The sequence below is a fragment of the Microvirga sp. CF3016 genome, from assembly GCF_036314085.1.
GTDB lineage: Bacteria > Pseudomonadota > Alphaproteobacteria > Rhizobiales > Beijerinckiaceae > Microvirga.
This window is the reverse complement of record NZ_JAYGGM010000001.1, coordinates 321,727-340,908: the sequence shown is the minus strand read 5'-3', so window position 1 is coordinate 340,908 and position 19,182 is coordinate 321,727. Positions and strand designations below refer to the sequence as shown.

Genomic DNA, 19,182 nt, shown 5'->3' with positions numbered 1-19,182 from the left:
TCATCCTTTCAGCGCGTGGCCCATCGGGCCCGCGCCGTAACGTTCTTTCAAGGTTTTGACAACCAGGGCCATCTTCATGCTGAGCGAACCCTTGACCATGACGGCATCGCCGGGGCGCACAGCGGCCAAGACCGCATCGACCAGGTCGGCGGAGGTCGGCGCATGGGCCGCGACCTTGGCCTTCGGCATGGCGTCGACGAGATTCTGCATTAGTGGGCCGGCCGCAAACAGCAGGTCGATCCTGTTCGCCTCGATTGCCTCCGCCAGTTCCTCGTGCAGGCGAGGCCCCGTCTCGCCCAGCTCCTTCATATCACCCAGAACGGCGATGCGCCGCGCGCCTCGGCCGAGTTCGACGGCCCCGAGATTGGCGAGCGCCGCACGCATCGAAGCCGGATTGGCATTGTAGCTCTCGTCGATCAGCAGAGCCTCGCTGTCGCCGATGGCGAGCATGGTCCGCTCGCCGCGCCCAACCGGCGGCTTCAGCTCGGCGAAGGAAAGCGCCGTCAGCGCCAAATCCGCACCGAGCGCATGGGCGGCCGCGAGCACGCTCAGAGAATTGAGCGCGATGTGTCGGCCTGCCGTGCCGATCCGGTAGGTTATGGGCTGACCGAAGATCGTTGCGTCCACGATCGAGTGATCAGGCTTCACGATGATGCGGTGAGCGCGGACATCCGCCCCCTCGTGCTCGCCGAAGGTGATCACACGGCCGGCCGCAGAGGCAGAGGCATGGGCGCGCATGCGCTCGAAATAAGCGTTGTCGCGGTTGATCACCGCGGTGCCGCCAGGCTCGAGGCCGGAAAAGATTTCACCCTTGGCATCCGCAATGCCCCAGAGCGATGGAAAGAATTCGATGTGCACCGGCTCGACGGTGGTGATCACGGCCACATGCGGACGGACCATGCCGGTGAGCGGCAGGATCTCGTGGGCATGGTTCATGCCGATCTCGAACACCCCGAAGTCCGTCTTCCGCGGCATGCGGGCAAGCGTGAGCGGCACGCCCCAATGATTGTTGTAGGAGGCGACCGACGCATGGATCGCGCCCTGGCGGGAGAGCGCGAGCCGCATCGCCTCCTTGGTGCCGGTCTTGCCGACGGATCCGGTGATGGCAACGATCCTCGCATTCGTGCGTGCGCGGGCCGCGCGGCCCATCTGACGCATGGCCTCGAGGACGTCCGGCACCACGATGAGCCTGTCGGAGCCTGCAAAGGCGGGAGCCTTTTCCTCGGACACGACGGCCGCCGCCGCGCCCTTCTCGAGGGCCGCCGGGACGAAATCGTGGCCGTCGTGCACGTCGCCCTTGATGGCGAAGTAGAGATCACCAGGCTCCAGGGTGCGCGTGTCGATGGACGCCCCTGTCGCTTGCACAAAGCCGGTGCCGGTGCGTGCGCCGGTCGCAGCCGCGATCTCGTCTCTTGTCCAAAGGGGCGAATTCATCCCTGCCTCTCCGCAATGGCCGCCCGGACCTCGTCGTGGTCCGAGAACGGCAGGGTCCGGTCGCCGATGATTTGGCCCGTTTCATGGCCTTTACCGGCCACGACGAGAATATCGCCCTCCCGAAGCTCCTTCACGGCCGTGCGGATCGCCTCGGCACGGTCCCCGATTTCGCGGGCGCCGGGCGCGCCCTTCATGACCTCGGCGCGGATCGCGGCCGGATCCTCCGAGCGAGGATTATCGTCCGTGACGATGACGACATCCGCCTTGTCGGAGGCGATCCGTCCCATGAGCGGACGCTTGCCCCGATCCCGGTCGCCGCCGCAGCCGACGACGCAGACCAGGCGTCCCTTCACGAAGGGGCGCAGAGCATCGAGCACGTGGGCCAGCGCATCGGGCTTGTGCGCGTAATCGACGATGCAGATGGCGCCATCGATCTCGCCCACCTGCTCCAGGCGACCGGACACGCCCTTGAGAGACCTGAATCCCTCCAGCACGTCTTCCGCCCTGCCCTCGCCTTCGACTGCGAGCACGAGGCCTGCAGCGACGAGCGCATTCTCGACCTGGAACGCCCCGAGGAGCGGCAGGGTCGTCCGGATGGTTTTCCCAAAGGCCTCCACGGTGAGAGCCTGCGTGAAGCCCTCCGCGCGCGCTTCGACGAGGCGAAGGGTCTCGCCCATGCTGCCGGTGGTGAAGAGCGTCAGGCCGCGAGCGCGCACGCCGTGCAGGAACACGTCCGCATAGGGGCCGTCCGCGTTGATGATGGCAGGCGCATCGTCCGGCAGGAGCGTGTCGAACAGGCGCATCTTCGCCTTGGCATAGGCCTCGGTCGTGGCGTGATAGTCGAGGTGATCGCGGCCGAGATTGGTGAAGCCTGCCGCCTGTAGGCGCACGCCGTCGAGGCGGCGCTGATCGATGCCGTGCGAGGAAGCCTCCATCGCAAGCCGCGTAACGCCGTCATTCGCCAGGCGGTCGAAGCTTTCGTGCAGGGAGATCGGGTCCGGTGTCGTAAGAGAGCCGTAGGCCGCGCCGTCGGACGTGATGATTCCGAGCGTGCCGACGCTGGCGGATTTGTATCCCAGATGGGCGAAGAGCTGGCGCGTGAAGTCGGCCACCGAGCTCTTGCCGCTCGTTCCCGTGACGGCGACGACCTTCTCCGGCTGCTTCGGATAGAACCGCGCCGCCGCGAGCGCCAAGGTGCGGCGCACGTCGCTCGCCTGGACGTAAGCCACATGCCCCGGCAGGTCCGAAGGACGCGCCGCCTCACCGACGATCGCGACCGCGCCTGCGGCAGCGGCCTGCGGCACGAAGCTCATGCCGTCCACCTTCGTGCCGGGCACGGCGAAGAACACGGTGCCCTGCTCGACCTTGCGGCTGTCGGACGCAATCTTCGATACGGCAAGAGGGGCATGTTCATGCCCCTGTGTGAGATCGAGAAGTTCGCCGAGATGCATACTGCGTGCGCTCATCGGTTGCTACCCCAGGCGCCGAGGCGCGACATCAGCGGGAACGGCTGCGGTGGCGGCTCGAACCGTGGCGGTACGCCGAGCAGCGGCGCCACGCGCTCGATGACGTTGCCGGTCACGGGGCCCGCGTTCCAGCCTGCCGTCGAGAAGCCATAGGTGCCTTCGACCGCCTGCGGCTCGTCCATGATGGTGAGGAACACGTATTTCGGCTTGTCGGCCGGCACAACCGCCGTGAAGGTGGTGAAGTTCTTGTTCTTGGCATAGCGGCCGTTGATCACCTTCTCGGCAGTGCCGGTCTTGCCGCCCACGAAGAAGCCCGCGATGGAGGCGGAGCCCGCCGAGCCTTCCGGCGTCGAGGCGTTGAGGCGCATCACATAGCGCATGGCCTCGCTCGTTTCGGGCTTCAATACCTGCAAGGCGTTCTGCCGCGCTTCGGTTTCGGTGCGCTTCAAGAAGGTCGGCTTGATCATGACGCCGCCATTGACCAGTGCGCCGACGGCCATGAGCGCCTGCAATGGCGCGACCGCGAGGCCGTGGCCGAAGGCGATGGTCATGGTGTTGAGTTCGCCCCAGCGCGGCGGAACGATCGGCAAAGCGTTTTCCGGCAGTTCCGTCTCGAGGCGCGAGAGCTGTCCCATCTTGCGCAGGAAGGCCTTGTGGCCTTCGACCCCGATGCCGAGCGCCATGCGCGCCGTGCCGATGTTGGAGGAATGCACGAACACCTCCGGCGTGGTCAGGACGCGCCGCGTCGGATGGTAATCGCCGATCGTGAAGCGTCCATAGCGCAGGCCCGAACGCGCGTCGAAGGTGGAGTTGATGTTGTACTTGCCGGAATCGAGCGCCATCGCAACCGTCAGGGCCTTGAAGGTCGAGCCCATCTCGAACACGCCGACATTGATGCGGTTGATCCGATCCTTGTCGAGCGCATCGACCGGATTGTTGGGATCATAGTCCGGAAGAGATACGAGAGCGATGATCTCGCCAGTATTCACGTCCAGGATCGTGCCTGCGGTCGCCTTGGCCTTGAACTTCGCCATGCCCTTGGCAAGCTCGTCGCGAAGCGCGTGCTGCACGCGCAGATCAAGGGACAGCTGGATCGGCTTGAGATCGGCCGCGGAGATGTTGAAGCCTGCGCCGTTAAGGTCCTGCAGGCCCATGCTGTCGATGTATTTCTCGATGCCCGCGATGCCGACATTGTCCACGTTGGCGAAACCGAGGACGTGAGCGGCGGCTTCCGCGTTCGGATAGACGCGCTTGTTCTCAGGCAGGAATCCGATGCCGGGAATGCCGAGGCGATGCACTTCCGCCTGCTGGCGCGGCGTGATCTCGCGCTTGACCCAGACGAAGCCCTTCTTGGTGCTGAGCTTGTTGCGCAGATCCGTGGCGTCGAGGTCGGGCAGCACGGCGGTCAGCAATTCGACTGCCTCGTCCTTGTCGACGATGTTGCGCGGCTCAGCGAAGACGGACACCATCTTAACGTCGGTAGCAAGAATCTCGCCGTTGCGATCGACGATGTCGGGCCGGGCGGCGGAAATCTCGGACGATGCCGCGCGGCGCACTTCGCTCGTGCTCTCGCTCGTGACCGCAAGATAAATCAGGCGACCGCCGATGAGGCTGAACAGACCGACGAAGCAGGCGGCCGCAAGACCCACACGCGACGTGCTCTTGTCGTGGCGCAGGCGAAACAGCTCGCGGGCGTGGCCGAGCACGCTGCGCCTGGCGCGCGGTGCGGGAATGGGGCCGCCGCTTTCCGCACCCCATGGTGCGCCGCTCAAAGGAACAGGCGCCGGATCCGTCTGAAAGGTGGTGTCCACCTCCGGATCCGATGCTCCAGTGTGGAGGCTCTTACCCTGCCACTCGGTTTGAGGCTCTTTCAACACGCGGCTCACCGTTTCGGAGTTTGGGTCGTCGGGGTGCGGGCGACCGAATTCTTGTCCTTCGGCGTCGATGTGGGCTCGAGAAGCCCGAGCGCTTCGAGCTTGCGGCCGATCTCGTCCTCGCGCGAAGGCCGCGTCGGCAGGTCGGATAGCCGCGCCAGCTGCTGGATCTTCAACGGCTGGAGATCGAGATGCTTGTCGGCCGCTTCCTGAAGACGATCGGGACGGTCGAGATATTGCCACTCGGCCTGCAGCACCGCGATGGCCTCGCGCTCGCGCTGCACCTTGGATTTCAGCTTCGCCACCTGCTCGGCATAATAGAGCGTGTCGTACTTGATCGAATAGGCGTAGCCTGCCGATGCGATAAGAGCAGAGATCGCGATGATGTGGAGCAGCCGGATCATCGGCGCCCTCCCCGTTTTTCAGCCGTCTGTGGCAATTCGGCCAGCATGGTGATGGCGCTCAAAGGTTCCTGTGGCGGCGTGCTGGTCCGCGCACCGGCTCGAAGTTTGGCCGAGCGGGCCCGCGGATTGCGCGCCATTTCCTGCTCGCTCGGTCCTACGGGACCTCTCGTGATCGCGTCGAAAGTCGGCTCGGGCGCGGCAGCGCTCGGCAGATGGCGCGAGCCGGCGGCCGCGCGCCCGGTGCGGGCCGCGAAGAACTGCTTCGCGATGCGGTCCTCAAGCGAATGGAACGTGACGACCACAAGGCGGCCACCGGGCTTCAGAATGCGCTCGGCTGCGTGCAAGGCGCGCACCAGCTCGCCGAGCTCGTCGTTGACGGCGATCCGCAGGCCCTGAAACACGCGCGTGGCCGGATGAATACCGCTCGGCTCCTGCCGGATCAGCGAGGCCACGAGATCGGCCAGCTGACGCGTGGTCTCGAAGGGCTGGCGGCGGCGCATCTCGATGATGGCGCGGGCAACCGCACGGGCGCGGCGCTCCTCGCCGTAATGATAGAAGATGTCGGCGAGCTCGGCCTCGGAGGATTCGTTGACGAGATCGGCCGCGCTCGGACCGCTCTGCTCCATGCGCATGTCGAGGGGGCCCTCGTTGCGAAACGAGAAGCCGCGCTCGGCCTGATCGAGCTGCATGGACGACACGCCGATGTCGAGCACGACGCCGTCGACGCTCTCGAAACCCTGGGATCGTGCAATCTCGTCGAGGTCGCCGAAGCGCCCGGGAACGAGCATCAGCCGCTTCTTGTACTTGGCCGCGAGCGGCGCTCCGCCTGCGATCGCATCGGGATCGCGGTCGATGGCGACAACCTTGTTCTGGGAATGTCCGTCGAGAATGGCGCGGGTATAGCCGCCAGCGCCGAATGTGCCATCGATGAACGCGCCGCCGCGCTTCACGTCGAGCGCTGTGCCAACCTCCTCCAGGAGAACAGGAACGTGACGGGACGGTCCGCCAGCGGCTCCGGCTCCTGGGCCGTCGCCGCGTCCCATCATCGTTCCCGTCCTCCTGGTGAGGTGTTCTGCACTAACCTTGGCTCCGCAACTCGGCTTCCCAACGCTTTCTTCAGGTCTCGGACCTTCGTGCGCGCCTCCTCCAAGTGCGCACGGAAACGCTCGGGCTCCCAAATCTGGAACTTGTGACCGAGTCCGACGAACGTCACCGTATCGCCAATCCCGGCATGCACTTTTACCGTATCCGTCAGGATGACACGCCCCTCCGGATCGACCTTCAGAATCTCGCTTGTCCCGAACAACGCCGTCGACAGCTGATCCCGCTCGTCCGAATAGGGCGACAGCGTCGACAAGAACGCATCGATCTCGTTCAGAAGCACGTTGCCGCCTGCGTCCAAGGCCTGCGCGTCCAGCGCCGGATGAACGTAGAGCCCCTCGAATCCGTCCCTGGCCAACACGGCCCGGAAGGATGCGGGGATCGAGACGCGACCCTTCGAATCCAACTTGTTGGTGAAATTGGACACGAAGCGGTTCATTGGCCGCAGCTCGCACGCTCCTGATTGTCAGCCCCCCGGCAGATCTTGAGAATCTGCCACCCGCAGCCGGTGGTGACGCTACTTCCCGAAGCAGAACGCCAGCATTTCTTGAGTGCTTGACGCCCCCTTCAGGAGACACCGTCGACGGGATGGTTTGGGATAACATGGGACAATATGGGCGTCAACGGAACGGAGATGGGAGGCATGCGTCGCGGCATGCATCCCACATGAGACGCATTTACGGTTAATGAATCGTAAGCGGAGCAACGGTTTGCTCCGCTTTCTTACAAAATTCAGGCCTGTGGATAGATGGGGTCAGCCGGCCTGTAAGCCGGGTTCTGTAGGGCCCAAAGTCTAAGACTTCGGACGTGGCGACCATTCCTCTGGGACGATCATTGCTGACCGCCTCAAGCAACCAACCCGGACGACCAGCCTGGAAGCAGGCCTGGCGCGAACGCCTGTCGTCCCTATTCGGTTTTGCTCCTGGTGGGGTTTACCTTGCCGTCCGCATTGCTGCGTCCGCGGTGCGCTCTTACCGCACCCTTTCACCCTTACCCCGTATACGGGGCGGTCTGCTCTCTGTGGCACTTTCCCTGGGGTTTCCCCCGCCGGACGTTATCCGGCACCTTGCTTCCATGGAGCCCGGACTTTCCTCCCCGAGCGAACTCGAAGCGGCCGCCCGGCCGGCTGACGGTGGGGATGTGGTGCCAAACGCCCCTCCCCGTCAAGGGTATAGTACGCCTCCGAGGAAAGGCGGCTCCGATTTTCGAGTGGAACGACGTGTAAGAGCGCAAGCAACCGATGTTTTAGTTGGCCGCAGCCGCAATTACCTTCACTTTGGCGCAATAGGCGCGCGAAGCGGCCGTCATGGTTTGCGTGCGGTGACCGAACTGATACCGCAGGATCGTGCCGCAGGTATCGCCGCCGGCAAGATTGTAAGCCTTGGCGAGGTATTTCAGCCCGTAGCGGAGATTGGTTTCCGCGTCGAGCAGACCTGCAGCCGGACCCTGATAGCCGAGCGCCTGCGCGGTGCGGAAATTGATCTGCGTGAGGCCCATGTTCGGACCGTTGCGCGCCCCCGCATTGTAGCGGCTCTCGAGCCGAACGACCGCATCGGCAAGTTCAAAGGGCACGCCGCTTTCGGACGCGTAACGGGCGATGAGCGGCTTGAGAGCAGTGCTACGAACGGCGTCCGTCGACCGGAGCCTCAGCTTGGCATCGACAGGTGCCGCAGGAAGCGATGCAGTCTGATTCCCGGCCTCCTCATCCCCCGGCTGAGCGGCGGCTTCCTTTGGCTGCTTGGCCTGGGACTTGCCCCCTTGAGCCTTGTCGGCCTTCACCGCAACGGCATCGCCCTTCAGCCTCTTCCCATCGGAGGCATTGGCGGTCTTCGCTGGCTTTTGGCTGTCGGCGGCCTCAGCCGTCTCTTCGTCTGCGACGGCCGCAGCCTCGGCGGCCGCAGCGCTCAGGAACTCCTCGGCTTTGTCTGGAGAAATGACGTTGTCGGCATTCCCTCCTTCGGCTCGAGCCTCTGCCGCCAGAACCAACGCCGTGGCTCCGAGACATACAATTGCAAGGGTTCTGAGCAGATGTCGCCAAGTCAAACCGAAACTCCAGCCGGCATAGATCGGAAGGCGCGGTCGGTGACGGCGAAATAAGGCAAAGATGTGGCACCTTAAGCCGCATGTTTGTTCAGAATACGTTCAAGCTTGACCATGTTTCCTTGGCAGGGTCTGGCTTTGCGATCCTGATTCTAGCCTCGAGCGGGGTCGAAAATTTTTCGACACCTTATCCGGAATGGCGAGGAACTCTTTCCCTGCCCGGGAGTTGGCGACAGCGTAAGGTCAAGCTAAACAGGAATGGGCAGCCTACCGCCCGCTCAACAACAGGGAAGCCTCCATGAAGAAGATCATGACAGCCATTGCCGCCGGTGCCCTCACTCTCTCGATGGCAGCCTGCAACACCCCCGGCGAGCGCGCAGTCGGCGGCGCTGCGATCGGCGGCCTTGCTGGTGCGGCCATTGGCGGTGCAGCCACGGGTCGTGGCAGCGGCGCTCTGGCGGGTGCGGCCATCGGTGCGGCCGGTGGCGCGATCGTCGGCGCCTCGACGGCTCCGGCTCGCCCGGCCTGCCCGTACGGCACCTATCAGGACGTCTACGGCAACGTGTACTGCCGCTGATCACACGTCCGAAGACGGATTTGAGGGGTCGGGGCATTCCCGGCCCCTTTCCTTTTGCCCGCACTTGAGCGTACGACTAGTCGCACGATGATTCAGACGATTTGGGGTAAGCTCGGTGGTGCCGGCATCGGGCTCGCCTTGGGGGGTCCAATCGGTGCTCTCCTGGGCGGTGTGGCCGGTCACGTTCTCATAGACCGCGAGGGCGCTCCCTTCGGGAAGCCTCCGCGCGACGTGCTGTTCACCATGGGCCTTGTCGCGCTCGCGGCCAAGATGGCCAAGGCCGACGGCGTCGTGGTCGATGTCGAGGTCAGAGCCTTCGAGCAGATCGTGGACGTGCCGGAAAGCGAGCACGACAAGGTGGAACGCCTGTTCAACCTCGCCATGCAGACCTCCGACGGGTTCGAGGCCTACGCCCGCCAGATCGGCGATGAGTTCAAGGAAGAGCCTGCCCTTCTCGAGGACGTGCTCGACGGCCTGTTCCATATCGCCAAGGCGGACGAGGCGATCCATGAGGCGGAATACGTCTACCTGAAGGATGTGGCGACGATCTTCGCCTTCTCGGAGAAGGATTTCGAGCGCATCGCCGCCCGCCACGTCAGGCGCCCGGACGATCCTTATCTCATCCTCAAGGCCGACCGGAGCATGAGCGACGAGGAGCTCAAGCGGCACTACCGCAGGCTCGTGGCCGAAAACCATCCTGACCGCGAGATCGCCCGCGGCCTGCCGCCCGAAGCCGTGAAGATTGCAACCGAGCGCGTGGCCGCCATCAATGCCGCCTGGGAGCGCATCGCCGCCGAGCGCAATCTCAGGTGACCGCATGAGTGCTCTGACCCCGGAAAGCCCGGTCGCCAGCAAGGTGTTTCCGTCGCCCAACCATGGGGAGCGCAAGGACGGCCAGAGCCCGAGCATGGTCGTTCTCCACTACACGGGCATGCCGGACGAGGGCGAAGCCCTGCAGTGGCTGTGCAATCCGGTGTCGCAGGTCTCCGCCCACTATTTCGTGTTCGGCGACGGCCGCGTTCTCCAGCTCGTGCCGGAGATGCGCCGGGCCTGGCATGCGGGCTTGTCCTACTGGGACGGCGAGAGCGACATCAATTCCTGCTCCATCGGCATCGAGATCGCCAATCCGGGCCATCCGGGCGGCCTGCCGCCTTTCCCGGATGCACAGATCGAAAGCGTTGCGTCTTTGGTCAAGGACATCGTCGCCCGCTGGCGCATCCCGGCGACGCGGGTGCTCGGCCATTCCGACGTCGCTCCCGGCCGCAAGGTCGACCCGGGGGAGCTTTTTCCCTGGCAGCGCCTGCACGAGGCCGGCGTCGGCCATTGGGTCGCCCCCTCGGCCACGAGCGACGGACGCTTCTTCTCCCGCGGCGACCAAGGCATGCCCATCGAAGCCCTGCAGGCGATGCTCGCCATGTACGGCTATGGGGTGAGGATCAACGGCGTCTTCGACGAAGATACGGAAAAGGTGGTCGCCGCTTTCCAGCGTCACTTCCGGCCCGAGCGCGTCGACGGGGTGGCGGACGCCTCCACGATCATGACCCTGCGCAACCTGATCGCCGCACGGCCGCAGAGTGCCGCATGACAAAGAGTTTTTCCGCGTACCTGTACCGGTAGTACCCGCCACTACCCTGTCTTACACGATTTCAACAACTTAGCGGCCAAATAGCCTGCATCCAGTACCCGCCAGAACCCGCATTTACCCGGAATTTTGCGCCCTATGTGCGCCCTGAAATTTGGGCCGGGTCGCGAGGGTTAAGCCTACTTGACTCGGTCGGCTATAGTTTGGGCAGGGGGAATCATCACCAATGTCCAAACGAGTGATAGACGTGAGCCTGACGCTGCTCACGATCCTATTTTTCTGTTTCGTTATCTTCGGCAATGAAGACCCGGCAGCTCGCGTCGCCATCTTCGGCGACGCCCTTCCCGAAACGACTTGGCACGCGAAGGCGATCTACAAAGCGCTTTATGACATCGGCATGGGCGGCTTGGTCAGCGTCCTGTTCTATCTGCTGCTGGTTCGCGTGCCGGAGAATGCAAAACGCCGTCGCGTGCGGCGCAGCCTCGAACGTCAGTTCAAGAGATTCAAGAAGGACTGTCTGTATGTGATGCTTGGTGTCGTCAATGGCATGATCGACCCAGAACTGGCAGATGAATTGCTCGATCAGAAGTCATTCAGGTCATACTTCAAAGGAAGGCCGCTACCGACACAGGACCGATGGGACATGTTCCTGAATGGTCTGGACGAAACCGGCCTGAACGACATCCTGCGGGCGGTCGAGATTTTACGTGAGGAAGTCAACTTCGCGCTTGGCGCGACGGACATCCCGGCCGATGAGGCGTTTGAATTCTTGAAGCGGCTATCTTGGGCCATTCACTCAGTCCAGAGAACCGAGCTGGGTTATGACGAGATCAAGCCGCTCTCCGGTTTCCTGTGGGAGCTGTTCTCCGGTTTTAACTTCATTACAGGCTACCAGAAAGAAGATGTCTTCGCGAAGATGATCCGGTCGATCTGACCCCATTACGGGTCAGGCCGGTTCTTGCGCCGTCCTTTCAGAAACTCCTTCAATTCGAGCTCAGCCCTCTCTCTCGCGCGCTGGTCCAGAGCCGTCCGCAAGCGCTCTTCGAGGATGCCCCTCAGCTTGTCAAAGGTCGAGAGCTGGTCGCCGTTGGCCGGTCCTTCGATCGGTATGGATTTGAGGATGTAGTAGCGCGTCATAAGGCGATCATGGCCTCACGACATCCTCCTGCGAAACACGGTGAAGCAGACCTGCAGGATACCTTTGTTATATGTCGAAGCCTGCTGCCGCAGGGACACGATCCGTCTAATTGACTCAGCAGACTCAAAAAAGCGGAGTGTTACCAAATAGTTAGAAAAATGCGCCCTATGTGCGCCCTAAAATTTGGTACAGCCGCCTAAGTGACTGTGAATAAAAGCAAAAATATTGTTGCATCCTCTCAAAGAGTTAACTCGTAACGTCCCAAGAAATCGGCCACAATCGGCCCTCATGACTTTCCATGTCTTGCAGAGGGTTCTCCGGTGCGTCGCGTCTGGCTGTGGGTGATCGGCATCTTCCTTGTGGCAGGGACCGCCGGCTTCGTGCTGTGGAAGCCCACAGGCGGCAACGCGTCCGATCAGGCCTATCGCCTCGGCGTGGTGGATCGCGGGCCGATCACGGCGAGCGTGCGCGCAACGGGCACGCTCAACCCCGTCACGACGGTTCTCGTCGGATCTCAGCTCTCCGGCCAGGTGGTCGAAATCCTCGCCGATTACAACACGCCCGTGAGGCAAGGCCAGGTGGTGGCCCGCCTCTACGCCGAGCAGATCAAGTCGCGTCGCGATGCGGCCCTGGCGGATCTCGCCCAGGCGAGGGCCGATCTCGACACCAAGCGTGCGCAGATCGACAAGGCGCGGTCCGCCCTGCAACGGTCGGAGGCGCAGTCGAACGATCTCGCCGCTCAGCGTGACCGGACCCAGGCCCAGCTCGCGGAAGCGCAGCGCACCCTCGACCGGCAGAAGGAACTGACCACCCGTGCGGTGGGAACCCAGACGGCCTTGGAGCAGGCAGGAACCCAGGTCGACATCCAGAAGGCCAATCTCGTTTCGGCGGACGCGCAGATCGCCTCGAACAGGGCGGAGACCGAGGGTCTCAAGGCAGACCTCGCCCTGGCCGAGGCGGGGGTGAAATCCGCCGAGGCGATCATCCTGCAGCGGCAGGCGAAATTGCGGGACATCGAGATCGATCTCGCCCGTACGGAAATCAAGTCTCCGGTGGACGGTGTCGTGGTCAAGCGCGACATCGAACTCGGCCAGACCGTCGCCGCCTCGCTCTCCGCCCCGACCCTGTTCACCATCGCGCAGGACCTGCGGGAGATCGATATCTACGCCAATATCGACGAGGCGGATGTGGGCCGCCTCAAGGATGGACAGAAGGTGACGTTCACGGTCAACGCTTACCCGAACCGCACCTTCGAGGGCAGCGTGCGCATGGTGCGCCTCTCCGCGCAGACGGTGCAGAACGTGGTCACCTACACGGCCGTCATCGGCGTGAAAAATCAGGATCAGGCGCTCCTGCCCGGCATGACGGCCAATCTCCACATCGTCACCGACGAACGCGAGGACGTGCTGCGCATCCCGAACGCGGCCCTGCGCTTCCGGCCGGCCGTCGCTGCCGTGTCGCCCGAGCCGAGATCCGTTGCGCAGAATGATCAGCCGCCGCGGCGGCGCGCGCGCAGCCGGGACGCAGAGGGGCAGCCGGACGAAGGTGCGCGCGGACGCATCTACCGGGTCGGGCAGGACGGCAGCCCGCAGGCCGTGAACGTGCGGCTCGGCCCGACGGATGGAGCCTATACCGAAATCGTCCGCGGCGATGTGCAGGAAGGCGCTGCGATCATCATCGGAGCCCAGCGCGCCGACGCGGCGGAGGATGCGAACGGCTCGACCCCGAGCCGCCGCCCGCGTCCCCCGCGCATGTTCTAAGGGGCAGAATGTGGCGCTCATCGAAACACGGGATCTCAGACGGGTCTATGATCTCGATGCAGGTCGCGTCGTGGCGCTCGACGCGGTGTCGCTCGACATCGAGAAGGGCGATTTCGTCGCCGTGATGGGTCCGTCCGGCTCGGGCAAGTCAACCTTCATGAACCTCATCGGCTGCCTCGACAGGCCCACGACCGGTCATTACCGGCTGGCGGATACCGCCGTCGAAGGCCTCAACGCGGACGGCCTGGCGCGCCTGCGCAACCGCGAGATCGGCTTCGTGTTCCAGCAGTTCAACCTCCTGCCTCGGGTCGATGCCCTCGGCAACGTGGAGCTGCCCATGGTCTATGCGGGCTACGACCGCAGGACGCGCCGGGAGCGGGCCCTGCAGGCGCTCGGCCGTGTGGGCCTCGCCGAACGGGCTCATCACCGGCCGATGCAGTTGTCCGGCGGACAGCAGCAGCGTGTCGCCATCGCGCGGGCCCTCGTCAACACTCCGAGCATCCTGCTCGCCGACGAGCCCACCGGCGCCCTCGACAGCCGCACGGCAAACGAGATCCTGGCCCTGTTCCAGGAGCTCAATCGCGAAGGTGTGACGATCGTGCTCGTCACGCACGATGCGGAGGTGGGGCGCCATGCCCACCGCCTCGTCCGTTTCCGGGACGGCCGCGTGATCGACGATCATCGCCAAACCCCGGTCGATGCACGCACTTTCGCACGGGAGGCGGCCGAATGAGGTTGATCGAAGCCATCCGCTCCGCCTTGTCGGCGATCATGGCCAATGCCCTGCGCAGCCTTCTGACCATGCTCGGCATCGTCATCGGCGTGGCGGCGGTCATCGCCATGGTGGCGATCGGCTCGGGCGCCCGCAATCTCGTCGACCAGCAGATCCGCTCGCTCGGCGCGAACCTCGCGATCGTCACGCCCGGAAATGTCACCCAGGGCGGCGCGCGCCTCGGCGCAGGCGCTGCTTCGTCGCTCACGGACGACGACGCGCGGGCGATCCGGCGCGAGGTCGACGGCGTGGTCGCGGCAGCGCCCTTCGTGCAGGGCGGCGCACAGGTCGTGGCCGGCGGCAGCAACTGGGGCACGCGCATCTACGGCATCGATCTCGACTGGTTCTCCGCCCGCGAGTGGGACGTTGCCACCGGCCGCACGTTCGACCCGGAGGAAATCCGCCGCGGCGACATCGTGATCCTTCTCGGCCAGACGGTCGCCCGCAACCTCTTCGGCGAGGACGATCCCATCGGTCAGATCGTGCGCGTGCGCAACGTGCCCTTCCGCGTCATCGGCGTCATGGCGCCGAAAGGCCAATCGGCCTTCGGACAGGATCAGGACGATGTGGTCTTCGTGCCGCTCGATGCAGGACGACGCCGGGTGATCGGGCGCAACTACGCCAAGGACGGATCCGTCGGATCGATCTTCGTGAAGTTCGCCAACGAAAGCGACATCGAGCCCGGCATCGAGAGCATGACGGAATTGCTGCGCCAGCGGCACCGCATCAATGGCGAGCAGGAGGACGATTTCTCGATCCGCAACCTGACGGAGATCGCCAACACCGCATCGGCCTCCGCCAACACCTTGTCCATGCTGCTCGCGGCCGTAGCCGCCGTGTCGCTGCTCGTCGGCGGCATCGGCATCATGAACATCATGCTGGTTTCCGTCACCGAGCGCACCCGCGAGATCGGCCTGCGACTCGCCGTGGGCGCGCGCCCACGCGACATCCTGAGCCAATTCCTGATCGAGGCGACGACACTGTCCACCATCGGTGGAGCCCTCGGCATCGGCCTTGGCGCCGGCGCCGCCTATCTCGTGGCGCAGCTCGCCGGCTGGCCCTCGCTCGTGTCGACGAACGCGATCATCATGGCTGTCGGGTTCTCGGCGCTCGTCGGCATCTTCTTCGGATTCTACCCGGCTCAACGCGCAGCCAAGCTCGACCCGATCGAGGCGCTGCGGCGGGAGTGACGGACAGCACCTACTCCGCCGCCATCACGCGATAGCGTGCCGGGTCGTAGTTGAGGATCGGGGCGAGCCAGCGCTCGACCTCTGCGACACTCATGTCCTTGCGTGCCGCATAATCCTCCACCTGATCGCGCTCGACCTTGGCGACGCCGAAGTAATACGCCTCCGGGTGCGACAGGTAGAGACCCGAGACGGACGAGCCCGGCCACATGGCGTAGGACTCGGTGAGCGTCACGCCGATGCTGCGCTCGGCCCCGAGAAGTCGGAACAGGGCGGCCTTCTCCGTGTGATCGGGCTGCGCCGGGTAACCGGGTGCCGGACGGATGCCCTGGTACTCCTCGCTGATCAGTCCCTCGTTCGTGAGGGTCTCATCGGCTGCATAGCCCCAGAACTCCTTGCGCACGCGCTCGTGCATGCGCTCGGCGAAGGCCTCCGCCAGACGGTCGGCAAGCGCCTTCACCAGGATTGAGCGATAATCGTCGTTGGCACGCTCGAAGCGCTCCGCGATGCGCACCTCCTCGATGCCGGAGGTGACCACGAAGGCGCCGATCCAATCGGGCTTTCCGCTCTCGACCGGGGCGACGAAATCGGACAGGCAGATGTTGGGCTTGCCGTCGCGCTTCGAGAGCTGCTGGCGCAGGCCGTAGAAGGTCGCGAGCGGCTCCATCCGGCTCTCGCCCGTGTAGAGGCGGATGTCGTCGCCCACCGCGTTGGCCGGCCAGAAGCCGATCACCGCCTTGGGATTGAACCAGCGCTCATCCACGAGCTGCTTGAGCATCGCCTGCGCGTCCTCCCAGAGCTGCCGGGCGGCTTCGCCCTGCTTCTCGTCTTCGAGGATCGCCGGGAAGCGGCCCTTCAGCTCCCAGGTCTGGAAGAATGGCGTCCAGTCGATATAGGGAACGAGTTCGCCCACATCGTAGCTGCGGAACACGCGCGCGCCGGTGAAGGTGGGCTTCGGCGGCTGATACGACGACCAGTCGAGGGACAGCTTGTTGGCACGCGCCTTCTCGATGGATAGGCGCTGCTTGTCGGCCTCCGAACGGGCATGGGCGTCCGCCACCTTGCGGTATTCGGAACGCAGCGTCTCTACATAGCCGTCCTTCATCTCGGGCGACAGCAGCGAGGACACGACGCCGACCGCACGGCTCGCATCGGTCACATAGACGGCTTGGCCCTTGTTGTAGTTCGGGTGGATCTTCACCGCCGTGTGCACTCGGCTCGTGGTCGCTCCGCCGATGAGCAGCGGAATGTCGAAGCCTTCGCGCTCCATCTCGCTTGCCACATGCACCATCTCGTCGAGGGACGGCGTGATGAGGCCGGACAGGCCGATCACGTCCACCTTCTCCCTGCGGGCCGTCTCGAGGATCTTCTGGGCCGGCACCATGACGCCGAGGTCGAGGACCTCGTAGTTGTTGCAGGCGAGAACGACGCCGACGATGTTCTTGCCGATGTCGTGCACGTCGCCCTTCACCGTCGCCATCAGCACCTTGCCGGCGGCCGAGCGCTCGGTGACGCCGGTGGCTTCCTTCTCCGCCTCCATGAACGGCATGAGATAAGCCACGGCCTGCTTCATCACGCGGGCTGACTTCACCACCTGCGGCAGGAACATCTTGCCGGCGCCGAAGAGATCGCCGACCACGTTCATGCCGGCCATGAGCGGGCCTTCGATCACGTGCAGCGGCCGCTCGGCCGCCTGGCGCGCCTCCTCGGTATCGTGCTCGATGAACTCGGTGATGCCGTTGACGAGCGCATGCTCGATGCGCTTCGCAACCGGCCAGGAACGCCATTCGAGATCGGCCGCCTTCACGGCGCCCGAGCCGTCGCCCTTGAAGCGTGGCGCGGCCTCCAGCAGGCGCTCGGTCGCGTCGGGACGGCGATTGAGCACCACGTCCTCGCACAGCTCGCGCAGCTCCGGGTCGATCTCGTCATAGACGGCAAGCTGACCGGCATTCACGATGCCCATGTCCATGCCGACCTTGATGGCATGGAACAGGAACACGGAATGCATGGCCTCGCGCACCGGTTCGTTGCCGCGAAACGAGAAGGACAGGTTCGACACGCCACCCGAGATATGCGCATGCGGCAGGGTCTCGCGGATGATCCGTGTCGCCTCGATGAAATCGACGCCGTAGCCGTTGTGCTCCTCGATCCCTGTCGCGACCGCGAACACGTTCGGATCGAAGATGATGTCCTCCGGCGGGAAGCCGACCTGTTCGGTGAGGATCTTGTAGGCGCGGGTGCAGATTTCGATCTTGCGCTCCAGCGTATCCGCCTGACCCTTCTCGTCGAAGGCCATGACGACGACGGCAGCCCCGTAGGAGCGACAGATCTTCGCCTGCTCGATGAAGGCGGCCTCGCCCTCCTTCATGGAGATGGAGTTCACGATAGCCTTGCCTTGGATGCACTTGAGGCCGGCCTCAATCACGTGGAACTTGGAGGAATCAACCATCACCGGCACGCGCGCGATATCGGGCTCGGCCGCGACGAGATTAAGGAACTCCACCATGGCCTTCTCGGAATCGAGCAGGCCTTCGTCCATGTTGATATCGATGATCTGCGCGCCGTTCGCCACCTGATCGCGTGCCACGTCGAGAGCAGCCGCATAATCGCCGTTGGTAATTAGCTTGCGGAACTTGGCGGAACCCGTGACGTTCGTGCGCTCGCCCACATTCACGAAAGCGATGTCGGAGGTGAGGACGAAGGGTTCGAGGCCCGACAGGCGCATGAGCGGCTGCACCTTCGGCACCGAGCGAGGCGCCTTGCCGGCAACGGCTTCCGCGATCGCGCGGATATGATCGGGCGTGGTACCGCAGCAGCCGCCGACCACGTTGACGAGACCAGCATCGGCGAATTCCGCCAGCATCGTGGCCGTCGCCTCGGGGCGCTCGTCGTAGAGGCCGAACTCGTTGGGTAGACCGGCATTCGGATAGGCGCAGACCAGCGTGTCGGCAACCTTGCCGATTTCCTGGATATGCGCGCGCATCTCCCGCGCGCCGAGCGCGCAGTTGAGGCCGATGGAGAACGGCTCCGCGTGGCGCACCGAGTGCCAGAACGCCGTCGGCGTCTGTCCCGACAGCGTGCGGCCGGAGAGGTCGGTGATCGTGCCCGAGATCATGATCGGGAGCTTCACGCCCTTCTCGGCGAAGACGTGATGCGTGGCCACGATGGCAGCCTTGGCATTGAGCGTGTCGAAGATCGTCTCGATCAGGATGATCTCGGCACCGCCGTCGATCAGTCCCCTCACCTGCTCGGCGTAGGCCTCGCGCACCTGATCGAAGGTCACCGCGCGATAGCCGGGATTGTTCACGTCCGGCGAAATCGAGAGCGTGCGGTTCGTCGGTCCGATGGCCCCGGCGACGAAGCGGCGGCGACCATCTTCCTTCTCGGCGATGATCGCAGCCTCACGCGCCAGCCGCGAGCCCTCGAAGTTCAGGTCGTAGACGATCTCCTCCATGCCGTAATCGGCCTGGGCGATGGAGGTGCCGGAAAAGGTGTTCGTCTCGACGATGTCCGCACCCGCACGGAAGTAGTCCAGGTGCACGTTGCGGACCGTATCGGGCTGCGTGAGGATAAGGAGGTCGTTGTTGCCCTTGACGTCCTGCTTCCAGTCCTTGAACCGCTCCCCGCGGAAGTCCTCCTCCGAGAAGCGCGAGCGCTGCAGCTCCGTGCCCATCGCGCCGTCGAGCACGAGGATCCGCTTGGAGGCGGCGTCACGGAGGGCCTTGATCACGTCGGCGCCATTGGCCGGGGAGGGAATATACGCGGTCATTCGTTCGGTTCTCGTATCATCGCGGCCGATATCTCGCCGACCGACGATGCTCCTTCAAAGGTGTCAACGTGAATGCCC

Annotated in this window: 16 protein-coding genes and 1 other RNA gene; 7 read left to right on the top strand and 10 right to left on the bottom strand. The window is 64.4% G+C overall.

What is annotated here, in order from left to right; all coding sequences use genetic code 11:
• The 8 genes from VB672_RS01785 to VB672_RS01750 all read right to left on the bottom strand — a co-directional run bounded on the left by VB672_RS01785 (position 1) and on the right by VB672_RS01750 (position 8,265).
• Positions 1–1,434, bottom strand: a complete 1,434-nt coding sequence (locus VB672_RS01785) for a UDP-N-acetylmuramoylalanyl-D-glutamyl-2,6-diaminopimelate--D-alanyl-D-alanine ligase (RefSeq protein WP_329782443.1) — start codon at positions 1,432–1,434, stop codon at positions 1–3.
• A complete protein-coding gene (locus tag VB672_RS01780) occupies positions 1,431–2,885 on the bottom strand; it encodes a UDP-N-acetylmuramoyl-L-alanyl-D-glutamate--2,6-diaminopimelate ligase (RefSeq protein ID WP_442931897.1) in 1,455 nt (484 codons plus the stop codon). Before VB672_RS01780 ends, VB672_RS01785 begins: the two co-directional genes overlap by 4 nt.
• A gap of 11 nt (positions 2,886–2,896) precedes the next feature.
• Complete coding sequence (locus tag VB672_RS01775; RefSeq protein WP_442931886.1) at positions 2,897–4,711, bottom strand: peptidoglycan D,D-transpeptidase FtsI family protein; 1,815 nt, start codon at positions 4,709–4,711, stop codon at positions 2,897–2,899.
• Positions 4,712–4,782: 71 nt separating this feature from the next.
• Positions 4,783–5,178 (bottom strand): cell division protein FtsL, encoded by a 396-nt coding sequence (gene ftsL / locus VB672_RS01770; protein ID WP_329782441.1) that lies wholly within the window; start codon positions 5,176–5,178, stop codon positions 4,783–4,785.
• On the bottom strand, positions 5,175–6,224 hold the full coding sequence (gene rsmH / locus VB672_RS01765; RefSeq protein ID WP_329782440.1) for a 16S rRNA (cytosine(1402)-N(4))-methyltransferase RsmH: 1,050 nt from the start codon (positions 6,222–6,224) through the stop codon (positions 5,175–5,177). Before rsmH ends, ftsL begins: the two co-directional genes overlap by 4 nt.
• Positions 6,221–6,718 carry a division/cell wall cluster transcriptional repressor MraZ gene (gene mraZ, locus VB672_RS01760; RefSeq protein WP_329782439.1) on the bottom strand — a complete coding sequence of 166 codons (498 nt, stop codon included), beginning with the start codon at positions 6,716–6,718 and terminating at the stop codon, positions 6,221–6,223. Before mraZ ends, rsmH begins: the two co-directional genes overlap by 4 nt.
• A gap of 311 nt (positions 6,719–7,029) precedes the next feature.
• Positions 7,030–7,409: RNase P RNA component class A (gene rnpB, locus VB672_RS01755), an RNA gene on the bottom strand.
• Positions 7,410–7,524: 115 nt separating this feature from the next.
• Positions 7,525–8,265 carry a lytic transglycosylase domain-containing protein gene (locus VB672_RS01750; protein ID WP_329782438.1) on the bottom strand — a complete coding sequence of 247 codons (741 nt, stop codon included), beginning with the start codon at positions 8,263–8,265 and terminating at the stop codon, positions 7,525–7,527.
• Positions 8,266–8,617: 352 nt separating this feature from the next.
• On the opposite strand from VB672_RS01750, the gene VB672_RS01745 reads away from it, so the two are divergent.
• The 4 genes from VB672_RS01745 (at position 8,618) to VB672_RS01730 (ending at position 11,412) form a co-directional block, all read left to right on the top strand.
• Positions 8,618–8,896 carry a glycine zipper domain-containing protein gene (locus VB672_RS01745; RefSeq protein WP_213561655.1) on the top strand — a complete coding sequence of 93 codons (279 nt, stop codon included), beginning with the start codon at positions 8,618–8,620 and terminating at the stop codon, positions 8,894–8,896.
• A gap of 87 nt (positions 8,897–8,983) precedes the next feature.
• Entirely contained in the window at positions 8,984–9,709 is a 726-nt protein-coding gene (locus VB672_RS01740) for a TerB family tellurite resistance protein (RefSeq protein ID WP_329782437.1), read from the top strand.
• 4 nt (positions 9,710–9,713) lie between these two features.
• Positions 9,714–10,481: an N-acetylmuramoyl-L-alanine amidase gene (locus tag VB672_RS01735; protein ID WP_329782436.1), complete on the top strand. Its 768-nt coding sequence runs from the start codon at positions 9,714–9,716 to the stop codon at positions 10,479–10,481.
• A 244-nt stretch (positions 10,482–10,725) separates the two neighbouring features.
• On the top strand, positions 10,726–11,412 hold the full coding sequence (locus tag VB672_RS01730; protein ID WP_329782435.1) for a hypothetical protein: 687 nt from the start codon (positions 10,726–10,728) through the stop codon (positions 11,410–11,412).
• Positions 11,413–11,417: 5 nt separating this feature from the next.
• Here the strand turns inward: VB672_RS01730 and VB672_RS01725 are convergent, their stop codons facing one another.
• The gene (locus VB672_RS01725; protein WP_329782434.1) at positions 11,418–11,615 is read right to left on the bottom strand and encodes a hypothetical protein; all 198 of its coding nucleotides are present in this window, start codon (positions 11,613–11,615) and stop codon (positions 11,418–11,420) included.
• 321 nt (positions 11,616–11,936) lie between these two features.
• On the opposite strand from VB672_RS01725, the gene VB672_RS01720 reads away from it, so the two are divergent.
• The 3 genes from VB672_RS01720 to VB672_RS01710 are packed head-to-tail and all read left to right on the top strand — an operon-like array spanning position 11,937 to position 15,338.
• Positions 11,937–13,376: an efflux RND transporter periplasmic adaptor subunit gene (locus VB672_RS01720; protein ID WP_329782433.1), complete on the top strand. Its 1,440-nt coding sequence runs from the start codon at positions 11,937–11,939 to the stop codon at positions 13,374–13,376.
• A gap of 10 nt (positions 13,377–13,386) precedes the next feature.
• Positions 13,387–14,109 carry an ABC transporter ATP-binding protein gene (locus VB672_RS01715; RefSeq protein WP_329782432.1) on the top strand — a complete coding sequence of 241 codons (723 nt, stop codon included), beginning with the start codon at positions 13,387–13,389 and terminating at the stop codon, positions 14,107–14,109.
• Positions 14,106–15,338 (top strand): ABC transporter permease, encoded by a 1,233-nt coding sequence (locus tag VB672_RS01710; protein WP_329782431.1) that lies wholly within the window; start codon positions 14,106–14,108, stop codon positions 15,336–15,338. The genes VB672_RS01715 and VB672_RS01710 overlap by 4 nt, the downstream gene beginning before the upstream one ends.
• A 10-nt stretch (positions 15,339–15,348) precedes the next feature.
• Here the strand turns inward: VB672_RS01710 and metH are convergent, their stop codons facing one another.
• Positions 15,349–19,104 carry a methionine synthase gene (gene metH / locus VB672_RS01705; protein WP_329782430.1) on the bottom strand — a complete coding sequence of 1,252 codons (3,756 nt, stop codon included), beginning with the start codon at positions 19,102–19,104 and terminating at the stop codon, positions 15,349–15,351.
• Positions 19,105–19,182 lie beyond the last annotated feature (78 nt).

Bases quoted from the DNA above. Each gene is read 5' to 3' on its own strand.
- VB672_RS01740 (WP_329782437.1), top strand. From the start codon at position 8,984: ATGATTCAGACGATTTGGGGTAAGCTCGGTGGTGCCGGCATCGGGCTC.
- VB672_RS01735 (WP_329782436.1), top strand. From the start codon at position 9,714: ATGAGTGCTCTGACCCCGGAAAGCCCGGTCGCCAGCAAGGTGTTTCCG.
- mraZ (WP_329782439.1), bottom strand. From the start codon at position 6,718: ATGAACCGCTTCGTGTCCAATTTCACCAACAAGTTGGATTCGAAGGGT.
- ftsL (WP_329782441.1), bottom strand. From the start codon at position 5,178: ATGATCCGGCTGCTCCACATCATCGCGATCTCTGCTCTTATCGCATCG.
- VB672_RS01725 (WP_329782434.1), bottom strand. From the start codon at position 11,615: ATGACGCGCTACTACATCCTCAAATCCATACCGATCGAAGGACCGGCC.
- metH (WP_329782430.1), bottom strand. From the start codon at position 19,104: ATGACCGCGTATATTCCCTCCCCGGCCAATGGCGCCGACGTGATCAAG.
- VB672_RS01785 (WP_329782443.1), bottom strand. From the start codon at position 1,434: ATGAATTCGCCCCTTTGGACAAGAGACGAGATCGCGGCTGCGACCGGC.
- VB672_RS01780 (WP_442931897.1), bottom strand. From the start codon at position 2,885: ATGCATCTCGGCGAACTTCTCGATCTCACACAGGGGCATGAACATGCC.
- rsmH (WP_329782440.1), bottom strand. From the start codon at position 6,224: ATGATGGGACGCGGCGACGGCCCAGGAGCCGGAGCCGCTGGCGGACCG.
- VB672_RS01710 (WP_329782431.1), top strand. From the start codon at position 14,106: ATGAGGTTGATCGAAGCCATCCGCTCCGCCTTGTCGGCGATCATGGCC.
- VB672_RS01745 (WP_213561655.1), top strand. From the start codon at position 8,618: ATGAAGAAGATCATGACAGCCATTGCCGCCGGTGCCCTCACTCTCTCG.